Raw genomic sequence first — 15236 nt, forward strand, 5'->3', positions numbered from 1 at the left:
GTCTGCGAGCAGCATTCTCGAGTCTTATCTTTATTATATCATACGTACTTTTTATCATTCCCTGCCCAGTCTCATAAAGCGCCTCTCTACGAGCTCCACGATGCAATAACATTTCTGCAAGTGACCGATGCCCAACATCAGCTGCCAACATCAACGGCGTAAAACCATTACGATCTTTATCTTCTAAGCTTTGTGGACACTTCCTAAGAAACTCTTCGACTTCTTGCACGTTGCCATTAATACAAGAACGAATAACCTCAGCACTCAGTTGTCCTGGTTGTTTCATGCCGTGGCAAACAATTGCACACAAACTACTGACAAGTAGACACTTAGCAACTCTATTATTCATAGCCCCTCCTGGTAAAAAAAAGACACCAAAAAATACCTAGAATAGAGTATACGAGACGACATATTGCTGACAATAAAAATATATTCTTCTTACTCGGGCTCATGCTGTTTTTTGTAGACCTGTTCCAACACCTGAGCAATTGCTATCAATCCTGGAGACGTTGTCTGCGTAACCTTACTCACTGCAATTTCGTGTACCATTTTTTGTTTTTTCGGGTGCTTAATAGTAAGATCAGCTCCTTTGTCTATTAAACACTTAACCGTAGCAAGCCCCTGGGGATTGGCAGCAGCATACATAAGGACAGAACACCCATCATTATCAACCGCGTTGATATCAGCCTCACGTTTCAATAAAAAATCAACAATATCAACATGACCCGCTCGAGCAGCTATGGCAAGCAATGTTTTGCCACGATAATCAACAGCATGTACCACGTTTGGATCGTCATGAACTGCCTGAGCAATCTTCTCTTTATAGCCGAAATAACAATCAAAAGCACAATCATCAGTGAGTCTCAACATTTCTGAATTTTCTTGCATACCAAAGAGAAAGGAAGAAAAAGTTACATTAACTATCAAACTTATAACAAAAAGCTTTCTGTTCATTACTTCTCCTTATAAATAGGGTAATAATTTCATGTTAAGGCTATATAAAAGGAAAAAAGGAAAACAAGAAGAAACTGAAAAAAAATATATTTTTCTTTACTCTACTTCATATTGAGCTTTGTAGGATTTTTCCAATACCTCAGCAATCTCAGCCAACTTAATAGATGATCTGCGAAGCGCTTTAATAAATACAATTTCATGGGCCATTTTTTGTTTTTGTGGATGAAGCTGACTCAAATTTGCACCTTTATGTATTAAATGGCGCACCATGGAAAGTCCTGAATAATCTGTCGCAGCGTACATAAGAACAGAATTGCCCTTGTGATCAACAGCATTAATATCAGCCTTATGCGCAAGCAAAAGATCAACCATACATTCGTGTCCCGCATGAACAGCAAGTGCAAGCAACGTCTTCCCATCAAAATCAATCTTATATACCAAAGACGATTCGCTCTCTAATGCGAAAGCCAAAGCTTGCTTATGGCCAAACCAACAATTAAATTTATCTTCATCACTCAGAAACATTGACTCTTTTTCTCTATCATCACTCTTATTTTCGTCACGACACTCCGTATCTTCAGTCTTATGTCCAATGTAGCTCAAAGCTAATTGATCATGACTAAGTTGATTCTGCATGCCATACGAACAAATACAAGAAATGATAGTAACCATAAAACTTATGGCGAAAAGTTCTTTATTCACTACTTCTCCTCAATACATGCAAAAAAATTTCATGCTTATGATATACGGAGAAAAAAAGAAAAAACAAGAGAAAACAATATAAGGCTTGATGCATATAGATCATACGCATCAAGCCTTATGTTAAAATCTAATTGGTACGCGTGGCAACTCTGTAGCCATCTATCCAAGTATAATAATCAACTTGTTTATCTTTACTTATTTTCTTATCCACAAACATTTTAAATGTCTCAATCAAACCTTTAAGTTCAGATCTTTCTACCGCTGACAATTTACGACCCTTGAGCAAGGTAAATTTAAATTGCGCCCTATTCATAGCTTGCGTAATCGCAAAGGTATCTACTGCTCCATTAATCTCTATCAAAATGTTTTTAATATCGGCAAGTTCTTTTTCACTTGAAACCGTTGGGGCACTCGTCACTTGATCAGCCTGAATAAACGCAGCAGAACCTAAAAAGCCCGTCGCAAGAACAGATATTACATATAATTTTTTCATTCTCTTTTCCTTCCATTTTAAATATAAAACAATTCATTATCATCGTGAGTGCGGTCGTAGACCCTATCGAACGACTCTCCTTTTAAAAATAAACGTGAAACGTTACACAACCTACAATTCCCTCTTAAAATTATACTTTTTAATAGACTCCAGACGCAATGATATGACATGCCGTTTGACAATAAGCCACAGGGTAGGGTACTCTTAGTAATGAATAATCCTTCAGGGACTGTTCTCTTTGAAATTTTTGGGGGCGTAATGGTTTCGACGCGTTATTGAGGGCTTTAGGAGCATGTCGAGCGTTGACTGAGTGCTCGTTAAACAATTGGTTAAAATAAGAAATGCAAACGTTAACTCGTATGCAGAATCATTTTCTCCCGCTTTTGCGTAAGTAAGTGATTCTCTTTTCAGCAAAACGTGTCTATCAGTCGCGCTGAAACGTATAATAAAAAGATAGAACCGCCAGATGAGATTTTTTAGTTACGTAGTCTGGTTTGTATCATGGAACTAACTCATAGATTAATGCAGCCGTTTTTGATGTAGTCTATGAGTATAAACAAGAACTAAGCATGTAGTTGCCTGGGGTTTGACATAGGGCGGACATGGGTTCGACTCCCATCGCCTCCACCAGTCTTCGCTCCTGCTCCGCAGGGCTTCGTCTGGCTCCGCCACTTAGGCTGTGGAAGAACAAAAAACTTTAAATGTTTTATTGCGAAGACTGCCCGAAATAGCCGAAGGCGACGACGGGCTTATTGCTTTTGAAATATCTTCGCTTATCCGGGCCTTCAGGCTCGGCAAGCTACGTCTGGCTTCGCCAGTCAAGGATGATTTATCTAATATATCTGGCCCCCTTTCATTCCTACACATTCTTTTTTTAATCTACAGTATCTAGCTGTATCTTTCTGCCGCCCATACAAAAAAAGCACCATAACAATTTGAGAATGCCCATAGATGAACAACAAGCTGTAGTTCCAAATACACGGCGCTCCAAGCAGCCCGCAGCGCTGTTTAACAGCGCGAAGGTGCGCGATTAGTGCCGTATTAGGAGTCCAGGGGAACACTGGCACGGCGAGGCAGGGCATTCGTGCCAATGCCCTGCCTCGCCGCGAGTAGCGGTGAAGTGGAAACAAGAAAAATAGAAAGCTATACCGAAAAAAAGGCAACGTTAAGAAAGAGAATGCAAAACGATATTTTGCTCCCCCTTCCCTTTTTGACTCTCATTCTTTCTTTATGGTATCATCAACGCATTCAGATCCCATAACCATTACCATAAAGGGTTTTTTCATGAAATCACACAACTCTTATTTGTTAAGCCTCTTTTTTGCGATCGCCACACTTTTTAGTGCAACCAACATGCACGCATATCTCTATCGAGATGAAGCTATTACCGAAGCCACCGATATTGGGTACAAACTGTTTCTCGTATACAACCTTGATGCTGACACACAAGAAAAAGTAACAGAATTTATTGAAGATTTTAGTAAAAATACTTTTACCTACGATATTCCTTACAGCCAATTCAACAGAGAAAATATCGCCGAAATGATTATTGTTGCTGCAGCAGAATGGATCTGTAATCAAGCAATGAATGTAGCCTCAGGAGAAATATTGCGTGATAGCACCTTCCGCCCCCACTTCACCGGTACTAATCAATTTAATTTAAAAACAATGCGTACGATTATTCATAAAGCAATTGATATCCAACTTAAACGCATCACCAAAAAACCATTAGAAAAAGTTATGTCAGGCGACTTCTACCAATTTATTGGAGAAGGATTACGCATTAAAGTTCGTGAGCAGCTTCAAGAAATCGTTAACCGTGAGTGCGCTGCCTACTGTGGCGATGACAATCAAGGCCTTATTCTCTTAACCTGTGGCCACAAACTACACCAAACATGCTTGAATAGCTTACAACGCATTCAATGTCCCGTATGCTCTGATAGTCTTTTATATCTCAGACCAGCAGCACCAGCGCCAGTATATCAATCAGCTATGCCTGCGCCATCTGCACCGCTCTATCAACCAGCACCTAAGCCACAAGCTCCTAAGCCTGTATTTCAACCCGCGGCACCACGCCCAAGCTATCAACCGGTATATCAAGCACCTAAACCGGTTTACCAATCACAAAAACCCAGGCCAGAGATTCACCTCTCCAACGAAGAAGCTGCCGCGCTCTTAATTGGCACCGCAAGCGTTGTGGGCATAGCCCTTGTTGTCTGGGCACTTAACACGCTTATCAATCACGCATAGCTACGTAGATTTTTCATTAAAAAAAGCCGCTCATATGAGCGGCTTTTTTTGTTTTTAGATACTAGCTATAATAATCAGTCTTTATATTTCAAGGCGCGTGATGTTTCTCGTTTAATGTCGCGCTCTTTGATAGCCTCTTTTTTGCCGGCAGCTTTTTTATGTTTACCAAGGCCAAGCTCAACTTTAACCATATTGCGTGCATTAAAATAGAGCAATAGGGGAAGAACCGTTATACCTTTGCGAGAAATATCACCTACTAATCTTGCAACTTCTCTTCTATGCAAGAGAAGTTTGCGACGTCGGGTTGATTCGCCATCATCTTTGAGAAATGCTTTTGAGTAAGGAGTAATTCGACAATTTACTAAATATAACTCGCCGCCAAGAATTACCGCAAAAGCACCAATTAAAGAAGCCTTACCCTCGCGCATTGATTTAACTTCATCGCCAGTCAATACGAGTCCTGCTTCAATTTTTTCAGAAATTTCGTAGTCAAAATATGCTTTTTTATTCTGTGCAATTACTTTCATCAAGATACCATTTACCTTGAAAGATCTCCGACTAAATGTCTCCGATCTTTCATTCTAATTTGTGTTCGCTCTCGCGCACATGAGGGTTTTATTATAACTTTTTGCATCATCAACTCAATTAGGGTATCCTACCATTATATTAATTAATATCATAATTAAACCGTCGCTAATTATAGCAGGAGGACCATGAAAAAGCTCATCGCTCTAGTATCTCCTATTTTGATCACTTTTACAATCTGTCACACAAATATAACCCTTTCATATGCCAAAGGTCTCTTGATTGGCTCAATCCAATTTCCAGCATCATTAACTAGTATTCCCGAATTGCGTGTATACCGCGGTGGCAACAAAGTCGCCTGTGAAACCCATGAAGCTGCAAAAAAAATATCGTTTGCTATACCGGAAGATAAAACTAGAACACAATTCTCATTAGTCATCACCGTACCCCCTTCAAATATCAAAAAAGAACAACAATTCAAATCGGTAAAAGACACCAATGTCATCGAATATTTGACCGTTCAACCTAAGCAAACATATAAATTCTACTGCCTTGAACTTCTTGCCTTTGAAGAGGACGAAGAAAATATCACCCACAGATGGATCATTAAAGAACAAAAGAACGGTCTTGTTGGCGGTAGAATTCCGGACGATGCAATTATTGTATACTATAAACCAGAGTGGATAGGCTCAGTAGAAGGCGGCACGGTAAACGGTAACGTCATAGAGCTCCCTAAAATTATGATAAAAGAGAACATTATCCAACTTGCAGGCTCTGCAATCAAATTAAAAGAAACATCAGAGAGCATCTTAATCTCTGCTATGGATCTTGATGCAATTCACTCGACCTTTAAAAAAGAAATACTTCAAAATAAATTGTGTACTCGCATCACCATTCTAACTTAAAATCAGGCATCGCTATGGCACTCCGTATACTTGGTATAGAAACATCATGCGATGAGACCGGCGCCGCAATCTACGAAGAAGGCAAAGGCATTATTGCAAATGCCCTTTTTTCTCAAATTGAGTTGCACCAAAAATGGGGTGGCGTTGTACCAGAAATTGCTTCCCGATCTCAACTTGAAAAAATTAACCCTATCGTGAACGCAGCGCTTGAACAAGCACAAATAAAAATAACTGATATCGATGCTATAGCGGTTACCAATCGCCCAGGCCTAGCTGGCTCACTATTAGTAGGCGTATGCTTTGCCAAAGCTGTTGCATGGGCAATCGATAAACCAATTATTGGCGTAAACCATCTTGAAGGACACGCTTTTTCTGCCTGCATAGAAAACGAAATACCATTTCCGTTCTTATGCATCACCGCCTCGGGTGGGCATACCTCCCTCTACCTTGTTCACGATTTTGGCAATTATACTATTTTAGGTCAAACAGTTGATGATGCAGCAGGCGAAGCGTTTGATAAAATTGCAAAGCTCATGAATTTGCCATATCCAGGTGGACCAGTCATAGAAAAATTAGCAGCGGCTGCAAACTTTGAAGATTACTACCATTACCCACGTAACAGTAATCCAACCTTGGACTTTAGCTTTTCTGGCCTCAAAACTGCCGTGCTTTACGATTTGGTTAAAAAAAACGCTTATGATATGAGTAGTAAAAAATTCTTAGCCGTAGACGATCTAGATTTACAACAAAAAGTCTCGAGCTCTCTGCTTGTCTGCGTTGCCAGTATCTTTAAACAGAAACTTGAGCGTGCGCTCAAAGAACACCCTGAAGTTAAAGCCATTGCCTTTGTGGGTGGCGTTGCTTGCAACAAATACATACGCAATGAACTCAAAGAGCTCTCCGCTCGGCATGCATTGCCATTCTTTGTACCATCACCACAATACTGCACCGATAACGGCGCCATGATTGCATTTGTTGGCTACTATAAAGCTAAGCGTCATGAATTTTCTAATCTTGATATGGATATATTAAAATAAAAAATCCAATCAATAAAACCAATAATTATGTTTATACTAAAATAGGCTGACACTCTTCATGAGTATCAGCCTATCTATTTTTTAAACCCTTCAAGTTCGCTCGAAAAACTCGCTCCTTCAGGGAGGACGGGTGCGTGAGTCTACATGTTAAATCTAAACAAATATACCCTCCGCCGTCCTGGCTAAAGGAAGCCCGTTAGGGCGTACTTGAAGCCTACTTTCACGAGAATTTATAAAACGTAGCTCGTTACTGTGCCAGCCCTTTATTCTTATTTAAAGCTTCCAAGAACTCTTCGTTAGATTTATGCTTCTTCATCTTATCAATGAGGAACTCCATACCTTCGTTGGTGTTCATAGCAGCAAAGAACTTTTGTAATACCCATACTTTATTCAATTCTGCCTCTGAGTGCAACAAGTCATCGCGACGAGTACCTGAAACAAGCAAATCAAACGCAGGGTAAATACGACGGTTGGAAAGCTTACGAGACATATGCATTTCCATATTACCCGTACCTTTAAATTCTTCGTAAATCACTTCATCCATACGAGAACCGGTTTCAACCAACGCAGATGCGATAATGGTTAATGAACCACCCTCTTCAGTATTTCTTGCCGCACCAAAGAATCTTTTTGGACGTTGCAACGCATTAGCATCAATACCACCAGTTAAAATTTTACCTGATGATGGTGCCGTGGTGTTATACGCACGAGCTAAACGAGTGAGAGAATCCAAAATTATAGCAACATCTTTGCCTGATTCAACATAACGCTTTGCTTTTTCAAGTACAATTTCTGCTACTTGTACGTGACGCTCAGCTGATTCATCAAAGGTAGAACTAATAACTTCCGCCGATGATCCACGCACGGTACGCTTCATATCTGCAACTTCTTCAGGACGCTCATCAACCAAAAGAATGATCAAGTGGGTTTCTGGATGATTAGCAATCAATGCTTGCGCTAGTTCCTTGAGAAGTACCGTTTTGCCCACTTTAGGCGGCGCAACGATTAGGCCTCGTTGTCCCTTACCGATTGGGGTAAAAATATCCATAACTCGTGTAGAAATGACGGCTGGATTATATTCTAAATTAAACTTTTTGTTAGGGTGCAATGGCGATAAGCGATCAAAATGTGGACGCTCTTGCAAGAGAGCTGGATCTTCACCATTAACTTTAGAAATTTTCAATAAAGCAAAATATTTTTCGCCATCCTTTGGCTTACGAATCACACCAATAACGTTATCTCCGGTGCGTAAATTGAAACGTCGTATTTGTGATGGTGAAACATACGTATCATCTGGACCAGAAAGATAATCACAAATTGCTGAGCGTAGAAAACCAAAACCATCGGGCAGCTTCTCTAAAACACCTGTCACTTCAATTTCAAGGTCAGGATGCGCCTCAGCAAAAACGATTCTTTTAATAAGCTCGTCTTTAGACATATAACTTGAACCAATAATACCCAATCTACGTGCATACAAATTTAAATCGTTAAGAGACAATTCAAGTAAATTTGAGCGACGTTGTTCTGGTTGCTGTGGCTGCTGTTGTTGTTGACGATTTTCATTATGGTGCTGCCTATTGCCTTCATGTGGTCGGTTATGTTCTTGTGACCTAGAATCTTGGCGTTGTTCTTGGTACCGAGGCTCCTGATGTTGTCTCGGTTCGTGTGATCGTGATTCTTGTAATCTAGGCTCTTGATGACGAGGTTCTTGATGTAGTCGTGAATCTTGTTGTTTTGGTTCTTGAGATCTAGGATCACGGTATTGACGAGCTTCTGGCTGTCTGGTTTCTGTATGTAATTCAGGTGATTGCTTAATTTTTTCTTGATGTGGGGTAATTTTTTTAGCAACAGCCGGTGGGGTATCTTGTGCTGGTTGAGCTTGCTCGGGCTGAGCTAATTCTAGTTTGATTTCTGGAGCCTTAGGGGTACGAGTTCGAGGACTTTGAGAGCGTGTACCATGTGCTTTGGGTTGCACTTTCACAAGTTCTGGTGTTGTTTGCTCTTGCGATGTTTGTTCAGCAGTTGGTGCTTGAACTTTTATATCATTATCTTGCATATTGCGACCTTCTAATTCTGACATGGGTTCCTGAGTTTTTGAATTTTTCTCATTCATCAACTGTTCCTCTGAGCTCTACAAAATATACTAAAAACATGTGTGTTTGCTCCATCATAAAGAAACTATTTCTCTACTTTTTGGACATAAAAAAAATGCAAAAATTTATATAGTGCCTACAGCAGACAATGACCGCACTACTGGTATCACAAAAAATCAAAAAGGTATGAAAGGATTTTTCTTATTTTTTTGGTTCTTTATAAAGCAACATCATGACAGGGCTTGCAATATAAATGGAAGAATAAGTACCAAATACAATACCGATTAACAATGCTAAAGAGAAATCTCTGAGCACTTCGCCACCAAGCAAACACATTGAACCAGCGGTTAATGCGGTAGCAAAACTGGTTAAAAGAGTGCGTCGCAATGTTTGATTAATACTAGTATTGACCACTTCATACGTTGATTTGCCAGGCATTTTTTTAAAATTTTCTCGAATTCTGGCAAAAATAACAATCGTATCATTAATCGAATAACCAAGTACCGCTAAAATTGCGCCAATCAAATTGATGGAGATTTCTTTATCAAGGAATAAAAAGACTGCTACAATTACTATAGCATCATGCGCCAAAGCAACCACAGCTCCTGCAGCAAAAGCAAATGACCAAAAACGAATTGCTATGTATAACAACATCGCAATGAGGCCTATGATAACTGCTCGCATTGATTTATAACGCAAGGTTGCCCCAACGCCAGCGCCTACGCTTTCACTCTCTTGCAATTCAACGTTGTTATCTGGCATACCAGCTTGTATTGCTTGTACAATACGTTGGCCTAGGCCCTTGGAATCATTAGAAAATTCTTTAACACGTACTAAAACTTCTTGTGATGAAAAGTCGCGAATAACCGCTCCCTGCCATCCAGACTTTTCGACAATTTCTTTAAGATTATTAGAACTGACTGGCTTATCAAATTTAAGCCTTACTTGAGTACCACCGGTGAAATCAATGCTGTAGGTAAATGCTTGCCCACCACGCGTATGTGCTTTATAGATATATGTTCCCGCAAAAGTTGCAATCAACACTACTGAATAAACGGCACACGCTACACGATACTTAAGAAAATCGATCATAATACTCCCCGTCCAAAATCATCATTCATTACATGTTATCTAATTTTTTTTAAAAACTCATGATAGAGGTACGGCAGTTTTTAACAAGATTTAAAAGATTAAGCAAGTTATTTGTAGGACATCATACAAAAAACTGCCCCTCATTATCATGAAAAGTGAATTATTGTTTACGACTGAACAACAGAAACGTATCTACGCCCTTTTGGTCCGAAGTGAAACTTAATTTTGCCAACAGCTTTGGCAAAAAGAGTATGATCGTTACCCAAACCAACAAATTTGCCAGGATGAATACGGGTTCCTCGTTGACGAACAATAATTTCGCCACCGGTAACCACTTGCCCATCAAATAACTTTACGCCAAGTCGCTTACTATGACTATCTCGTCCATTCTGCGTACTACCACCGGTTTTACTCGTTGCCATGTACAGTCCTTTAACTGATTAAGAAAGTTGTTGTTATTTGTCTAAATAAAAAGAATTGTTTAGCTAGACTTTGTTTTTTCTAACTTCATATAGTATGTGCAGAATCCTCTAAAAAGTCAACGCTCACTATGGCAAAAAAGATCATTGGTCTTGAAAATTCTAATAGAAAATTCTCCATTGGCCGAGTATTCCATGAAACTCTAAATTTTATACAACACTACGCCTAGAGAATCACTTGCCAATCATACTTGCCATAATAAAATTATTAAAGTACTTTGACCTAAAATTTAATAACCCACTACCAAGGAGATCTTCATGTTCACACATTTACCTGTCAGAAAACTCTTATTAAGCGTATTACTTATCCCTACGCTTGGTCAGGCTAGCCAGAAACCTAGCTCATCATCAAGTACAACAAGCACAACAAGCACAACAAGTACAACACTCATGGCTGCAGGGGCAGGCCTTCTAGGAGGAGTCGCAACTACAGCTTTAGCCTCTTGGAGACTCAATGCGAGACGCGAAGCCCTTACAAAAGACAAGGGTGACCTTGATGGCAAACTTACCCAAGCTATCGCGAAGATCACAGAACTCACCGAACAATCAAGCAAACACGCAGAAGCCACAACTGCCTTAGAAAGAAGACTAGCACAAGAATTCCTAACAAAGACTACATTAAGCTCAACAGTGGCTGCCCTAGAAGCAGAAGCAAGGCGCAAACAAGGCGCCCTTGATGTGTGGCAAACCACCGGTCTTCAGCTACTCGCGCAAGCAAAAGCTGATGTAAGCAACATTGATAGCGCAAACATAACACATGACCAACTTACCAAGCTATCAGAGCAAATTGGAAAACATCATGAACTAGCATGCGGAGATCGCATACAAAAGGCAGCATCCGAGCGAATCCAAGCCTTAAGGGCGGAAGAAGCAGAACGGACTCAACAACAGATACAAGAGCATACTACTACTCTCAAAGAAATGCTGGAAAAAGCTTTGCAAGAAAAACAACGTGAAACAGATGCAAAAGTAGCTTTAGAAAAAGCTCAACATGATCTTAAAAAAAAATTAGAAGCTGCAGAGAAACAAAACGTGATGCTTGCGATTGCAATAAACGAACAAACTACATCCATAGAGGATCTTCAAAGACAGCTAGCTGCAAAACAATAATAAATCCAAAAATAGGCCGCCCGCGGGCACTTATTCCGTGAGCGGCCTACAACTTTTTAAAAAATATCTACACTTAGTCACGACTAGCAAGAACAAGTCCCGCCGCTATCGCCGTCACCAAAGCAGTCCAATTTGAAATACCAACATAAGACTCTCCAAGAATCTCTCGCGTCATTTCTTGATTACTATATAAAATAGGCAATCCCATCAAAAAAAAACTCAAGGGTGTCTTGTGCAGAGCCTCTGCTTTTTGACACAGTGCCAAACTTGCAATCAAAGCACCGCCCGTCATAGACCCAAACAGAACTGATCCTACCACCTTTTTTGCTTCCATCTCTGGCTTATTTTTGCATAAAGAGTTTTCATTTTTTAATGCTACGCTTAACCCAGCGAGCATATCAGTCGCACCCATCGCTTGTGTCACAGAAAATAATGCCATAAAAAGCATGCCCTTTTGTATATTCACAGCCACTCCTTTTTTAAATTAAACTCCACCTCACTAGCGCCCAGCTCAAATAATCTATCTCAGGAACCACTCTTTTTCATAGACATTAAAAAAAAGATATTAAAAACCCTTTCCATGACTACTGCCACACGCTATGCTCTTTGGCAAAATCAGCCAATCAAAAAGGATCATTATGAAAATACCAAAAATAATCACACTCACCTTGATACACACGCTTCTCATTTCCACCTATATACAAGCTATGCAGACCAATAATCAAACATCACGATCATGGGCACCGTCTCTCATTGGCACGTTAGCAACCCTAGGTGGCCTTGCACTAACAGCTACCACCTTACATCTAAGAGACAAACTCAAGCAACAGAAGGACATGAACACATACGTCATACATAAAATGGTAGTCCTTGAACATGAAAAAAAGGAATTAGCGAAACTTACCCTTTGCGAAACTGATGAATGGCTCGTTCAAAACGACAAAGATAATGCCATGTTGACAAAAATTCTTGAGAGCAAGATTTGCCCCAATTTTAGATGTCGTTCAGGTAAAACACCTCTCATGCGTGCCGCCCAAGCTAACAATTCTCGCGCAATAAAACTCTTGCTCGACCACAAAGCTAATCCATCATTTAAGTACAAAGAACAAACAGCCCTTGCTATGGCAACAGATGATGAAGTGATAAAGACACTTACAGCAGCACAAGCACAACACAGCTCTGCTGCTGCCACCACAATAGACTGCTGCCACAAAGGTGCAAAATCATGTGTTCATGAAACATCCACAATAAGTCTGCACAACCTTCTCAATGATATTGATAGTGATGACGAAAAAAATGATGAAGATGAAGCAAAAGGCCCTAACAACAGAATAGTTACCGCTCAAACTCCAGCGACATCATTAGCTGCGGCCGCAGCAGCACTCGACCCTCAAGAGATAAGAGATATGGCTCAATTTGCTTTTTCTGATGAGGCAGCACCCTTACGCCAACAAATCGGGCAAGCACTGCTACCTGAAATTAACCGTTTTTTAATGAATACAGAATCAAATGGATCATCCACAACCCCACTGCTTACATGTGCCAAAAGCAATGCTCGTGCAAGTAAAGAAGATGAAGCAAAAAATGATTAATTAATAGACTAGCAGCTATTTTGACAGCATCGACAAACAACCTTATACTTTCTGTCGTTCTTAGCTCACCATCAAAAAAGAAGATAATAATCTTATGCAAAACATGAAATACTTTTTTTTATCTGCACTCGTATCATGCGTGATATTTCATACTGCTGGCGCCATGCAGACTAATTTTGTAAAAAAAACATCCTCTCAACAAAATCCACCAATGATTCTCTCATCATTCAGTAGCCCGCAAAAGACTGTCATGAATCTTAAAATTAAAAAATACATTCTTGAAACACCATCTATACCAACAAATGATTTTCAACAGCAAAATTCATTGCGCAATAGATACACCTTAACAAATGCTCTTCGTCATGTAGTAGAATCTCTACCAACAGCATATACCCCTAAAGAGCATATAGAGGCACAATCATCCATAATAATTCATGCCCCTGATAGCTCGCCAGCGCCAAGTGCCCAACCATGTAATCCCCATGCCTTAATCGATGCAACACGAAATGAAGACGACACAGAATTTAATCGATTAATCAATTCATCTGATACTACCATACAAGATGACAATGGTTATACAGCCCTTATGTGGGCTGCTTATAATGGCAATGCAAAGAAACTTTTTCATCTTATTACATGCGGTATCAAAATGAAAAATTCCTACAATTTCATTAACTATAAAAACAATCAAGGAGAAACTGCCCTATCATACGCTGCTTATGCCGGCCACGCAGCATGCCTTGAAGTATTACTTTGCCATAAAGCGAACATTGCAACAGTTAATAAATCTGGCACAACACCACTTATGCAAGCTTGCTTTAATAATCAAGCAGAAACTCTCGATTTTTTGCTCAAAAAAAATGTAAGTCCAGCCACTTTCGACAATCTTGGAAAAACTGCATCTGCTTATGCACAGTATGCACAAGCAGATGACTGCCTTTATTTACTCAGCAGGCTCTGCAAAAAAACAACCCAGTGAGCTTGTCAAAGAAATTATTTTGACATACCATAAGACAATCCGATAAAAAACTACCCAAAAAAGGATACATTTATGACACAATCATCACACATTATTCAAGCTTTGTTACTCAGTTTACTCGCTCCTGTCTATGGGCATGCTATGGAAAAAAAACCAATCTCAACAGGTTTGGGGGCGACCTCAATAGGCGCTATAGCAGGTGCAATTGGTGCTGGCGCAGGACTCCTTTTGGCGCGCCTCAGCATGAGATCAAAAAATATTCCCTCAACAACAAATAATTCGGAACACGTGGTTGCGTTGCACGAAGAAAAAAAAACATTATTGCACCACATTGAAGAATTAGAAGGAGAAAAAAATCAACTCCTAGTAGACCGTGCTGCACGGCAATCACAACTCGACAACGCTACAGTAACAATCGCTGATCAAACAACAAGATACATCGAGCTAAAGACTGAACAAGCGCAACTACAATCGTTATTAAGAAACAGAAGCGGAGCCTTACAACAACGAGATGACCAAGCAGTTGAGAATGCCGCAAAGCATCGTCGGGCCCTACAAGATCAAATGCGTGCCTATGATGAAGCTCTTGAAAATACCAAACGATCAGTAGCCAATAGATTTCGTGAAACAATAAAAAGGGATGCTACCGAAAATCTAGCTGAGCATGCCATGCTGTTGAAAAAACCTACCTTTATTGCAAAGCTCATAGAACAACAAGCCGACATTCATGCTAAAAATAGTTCTGGCAAAACAGCGCTTGAACAAGCCATGGAACTTGCTCAAGCAAACGATCTTGGATGCTTAAAAGCAATTTTTGAAAAAAGTAAAAACAGCATATCCGAGCCAGAATTATCTCAAGTACTTACCCTTCTTGGCAACACACAAAACAAAGCTACCCAGTACAAAGACCTTACGGTCAATACACAGACTAGTGCAGGCCACAAAAAAGATAACGATGATGACGAAGACAGCGATGGAGCAAAACTATAAATGACCCTAACCCCTGTAAGTTTTCTTAAGACTAC

The 15236-nt window shown here is 40.0% G+C and carries 16 protein-coding genes and 1 other RNA gene; 8 read left to right on the forward strand and 9 right to left on the reverse strand.

Going from position 1 to position 15236, the window contains the following annotated elements; translation table 11 throughout:
• The 4 genes from NTX86_05825 to NTX86_05840 form a co-directional block, all read right to left on the reverse strand.
• A partial coding sequence (locus NTX86_05825; GenBank protein MCX5922814.1) for an ankyrin repeat domain-containing protein occupies nt 1–349 on the reverse strand: 349 nt, incomplete at its 3' end.
• 89 nt (nt 350–438) lie between these two features.
• Entirely contained in the window at nt 439–954 is a 516-nt protein-coding gene (locus NTX86_05830) for an ankyrin repeat domain-containing protein (GenBank protein ID MCX5922815.1), read from the reverse strand.
• 96 nt (nt 955–1050) lie between these two features.
• Nucleotides 1051–1656 carry an ankyrin repeat domain-containing protein gene (locus tag NTX86_05835; GenBank protein ID MCX5922816.1) on the reverse strand — a complete coding sequence of 202 codons (606 nt, stop codon included), beginning with the start codon at nt 1654–1656 and terminating at the stop codon, nt 1051–1053.
• 127 nt (nt 1657–1783) lie between these two features.
• Nucleotides 1784–2149: a hypothetical protein gene (locus NTX86_05840; protein MCX5922817.1), complete on the reverse strand. Its 366-nt coding sequence runs from the start codon at nt 2147–2149 to the stop codon at nt 1784–1786.
• Nucleotides 2150–2398: 249 nt separating this feature from the next.
• Between NTX86_05840 and ssrA the strand changes: the two genes are divergently transcribed.
• Together ssrA and NTX86_05850 are read left to right on the forward strand one after the other, a co-directional pair.
• Nucleotides 2399–2779, forward strand: a transfer-messenger RNA (tmRNA) gene (gene ssrA, locus NTX86_05845).
• Nucleotides 2780–3433: 654 nt separating this feature from the next.
• Complete coding sequence (locus NTX86_05850; GenBank protein MCX5922818.1) at nt 3434–4399, forward strand: hypothetical protein; 966 nt, start codon at nt 3434–3436, stop codon at nt 4397–4399.
• A 74-nt stretch (nt 4400–4473) separates the two neighbouring features.
• On the opposite strand, the gene smpB is transcribed toward NTX86_05850, so the two are convergent.
• Nucleotides 4474–4926 (reverse strand): SsrA-binding protein SmpB, encoded by a 453-nt coding sequence (smpB, locus tag NTX86_05855; GenBank protein MCX5922819.1) that lies wholly within the window; start codon nt 4924–4926, stop codon nt 4474–4476.
• Nucleotides 4927–5112: 186 nt separating this feature from the next.
• Here smpB and NTX86_05860 point away from each other — a divergent pair, with 186 nt between their 5' ends.
• Complete coding sequence (locus tag NTX86_05860) at nt 5113–5829, forward strand: hypothetical protein (protein ID MCX5922820.1); 717 nt, start codon at nt 5113–5115, stop codon at nt 5827–5829.
• Nucleotides 5830–5843: 14 nt separating this feature from the next.
• Entirely contained in the window at nt 5844–6866 is a 1023-nt protein-coding gene (tsaD, locus tag NTX86_05865; GenBank protein MCX5922821.1) for a tRNA (adenosine(37)-N6)-threonylcarbamoyltransferase complex transferase subunit TsaD, read from the forward strand.
• A 247-nt stretch (nt 6867–7113) separates the two neighbouring features.
• Here tsaD and rho read toward each other — a convergent pair whose 3' ends face one another.
• The 3 genes from rho to rpmA form a co-directional block, all read right to left on the reverse strand.
• Nucleotides 7114–8979, reverse strand: a complete 1866-nt coding sequence (gene rho, locus NTX86_05870) for a transcription termination factor Rho (GenBank protein ID MCX5922822.1) — start codon at nt 8977–8979, stop codon at nt 7114–7116.
• A gap of 181 nt (nt 8980–9160) precedes the next feature.
• Nucleotides 9161–10051: a protein translocase subunit SecF gene (gene secF / locus NTX86_05875; protein MCX5922823.1), complete on the reverse strand. Its 891-nt coding sequence runs from the start codon at nt 10049–10051 to the stop codon at nt 9161–9163.
• A 167-nt stretch (nt 10052–10218) separates the two neighbouring features.
• On the reverse strand, nt 10219–10473 hold the full coding sequence (rpmA, locus tag NTX86_05880) for a 50S ribosomal protein L27 (GenBank protein ID MCX5922824.1): 255 nt from the start codon (nt 10471–10473) through the stop codon (nt 10219–10221).
• 315 nt (nt 10474–10788) lie between these two features.
• Between rpmA and NTX86_05885 the strand changes: the two genes are divergently transcribed.
• Nucleotides 10789–11640 carry a hypothetical protein gene (locus tag NTX86_05885; GenBank protein ID MCX5922825.1) on the forward strand — a complete coding sequence of 284 codons (852 nt, stop codon included), beginning with the start codon at nt 10789–10791 and terminating at the stop codon, nt 11638–11640.
• 73 nt (nt 11641–11713) lie between these two features.
• Here the strand turns inward: NTX86_05885 and NTX86_05890 are convergent, their stop codons facing one another.
• Nucleotides 11714–12106 (reverse strand): hypothetical protein, encoded by a 393-nt coding sequence (locus NTX86_05890; GenBank protein MCX5922826.1) that lies wholly within the window; start codon nt 12104–12106, stop codon nt 11714–11716.
• A gap of 172 nt (nt 12107–12278) precedes the next feature.
• Between NTX86_05890 and NTX86_05895 the strand changes: the two genes are divergently transcribed.
• The 3 genes from NTX86_05895 to NTX86_05905 all read left to right on the forward strand — a co-directional run bounded on the left by NTX86_05895 (nt 12279) and on the right by NTX86_05905 (nt 15201).
• A complete protein-coding gene (locus tag NTX86_05895; protein MCX5922827.1) occupies nt 12279–13232 on the forward strand; it encodes an ankyrin repeat domain-containing protein in 954 nt (317 codons plus the stop codon).
• A 94-nt stretch (nt 13233–13326) separates the two neighbouring features.
• Nucleotides 13327–14211: an ankyrin repeat domain-containing protein gene (locus tag NTX86_05900; GenBank protein MCX5922828.1), complete on the forward strand. Its 885-nt coding sequence runs from the start codon at nt 13327–13329 to the stop codon at nt 14209–14211.
• A 72-nt stretch (nt 14212–14283) separates the two neighbouring features.
• Nucleotides 14284–15201: a hypothetical protein gene (locus NTX86_05905; GenBank protein ID MCX5922829.1), complete on the forward strand. Its 918-nt coding sequence runs from the start codon at nt 14284–14286 to the stop codon at nt 15199–15201.
• The last annotated feature ends 35 nt before the right edge of the window (nt 15202–15236 follow it).

Source organism: Candidatus Dependentiae bacterium (genome assembly GCA_026389015.1).
In the GTDB taxonomy this organism is placed as follows: Bacteria; Babelota; Babeliae; order Babelales; family Vermiphilaceae; genus JAPLIR01.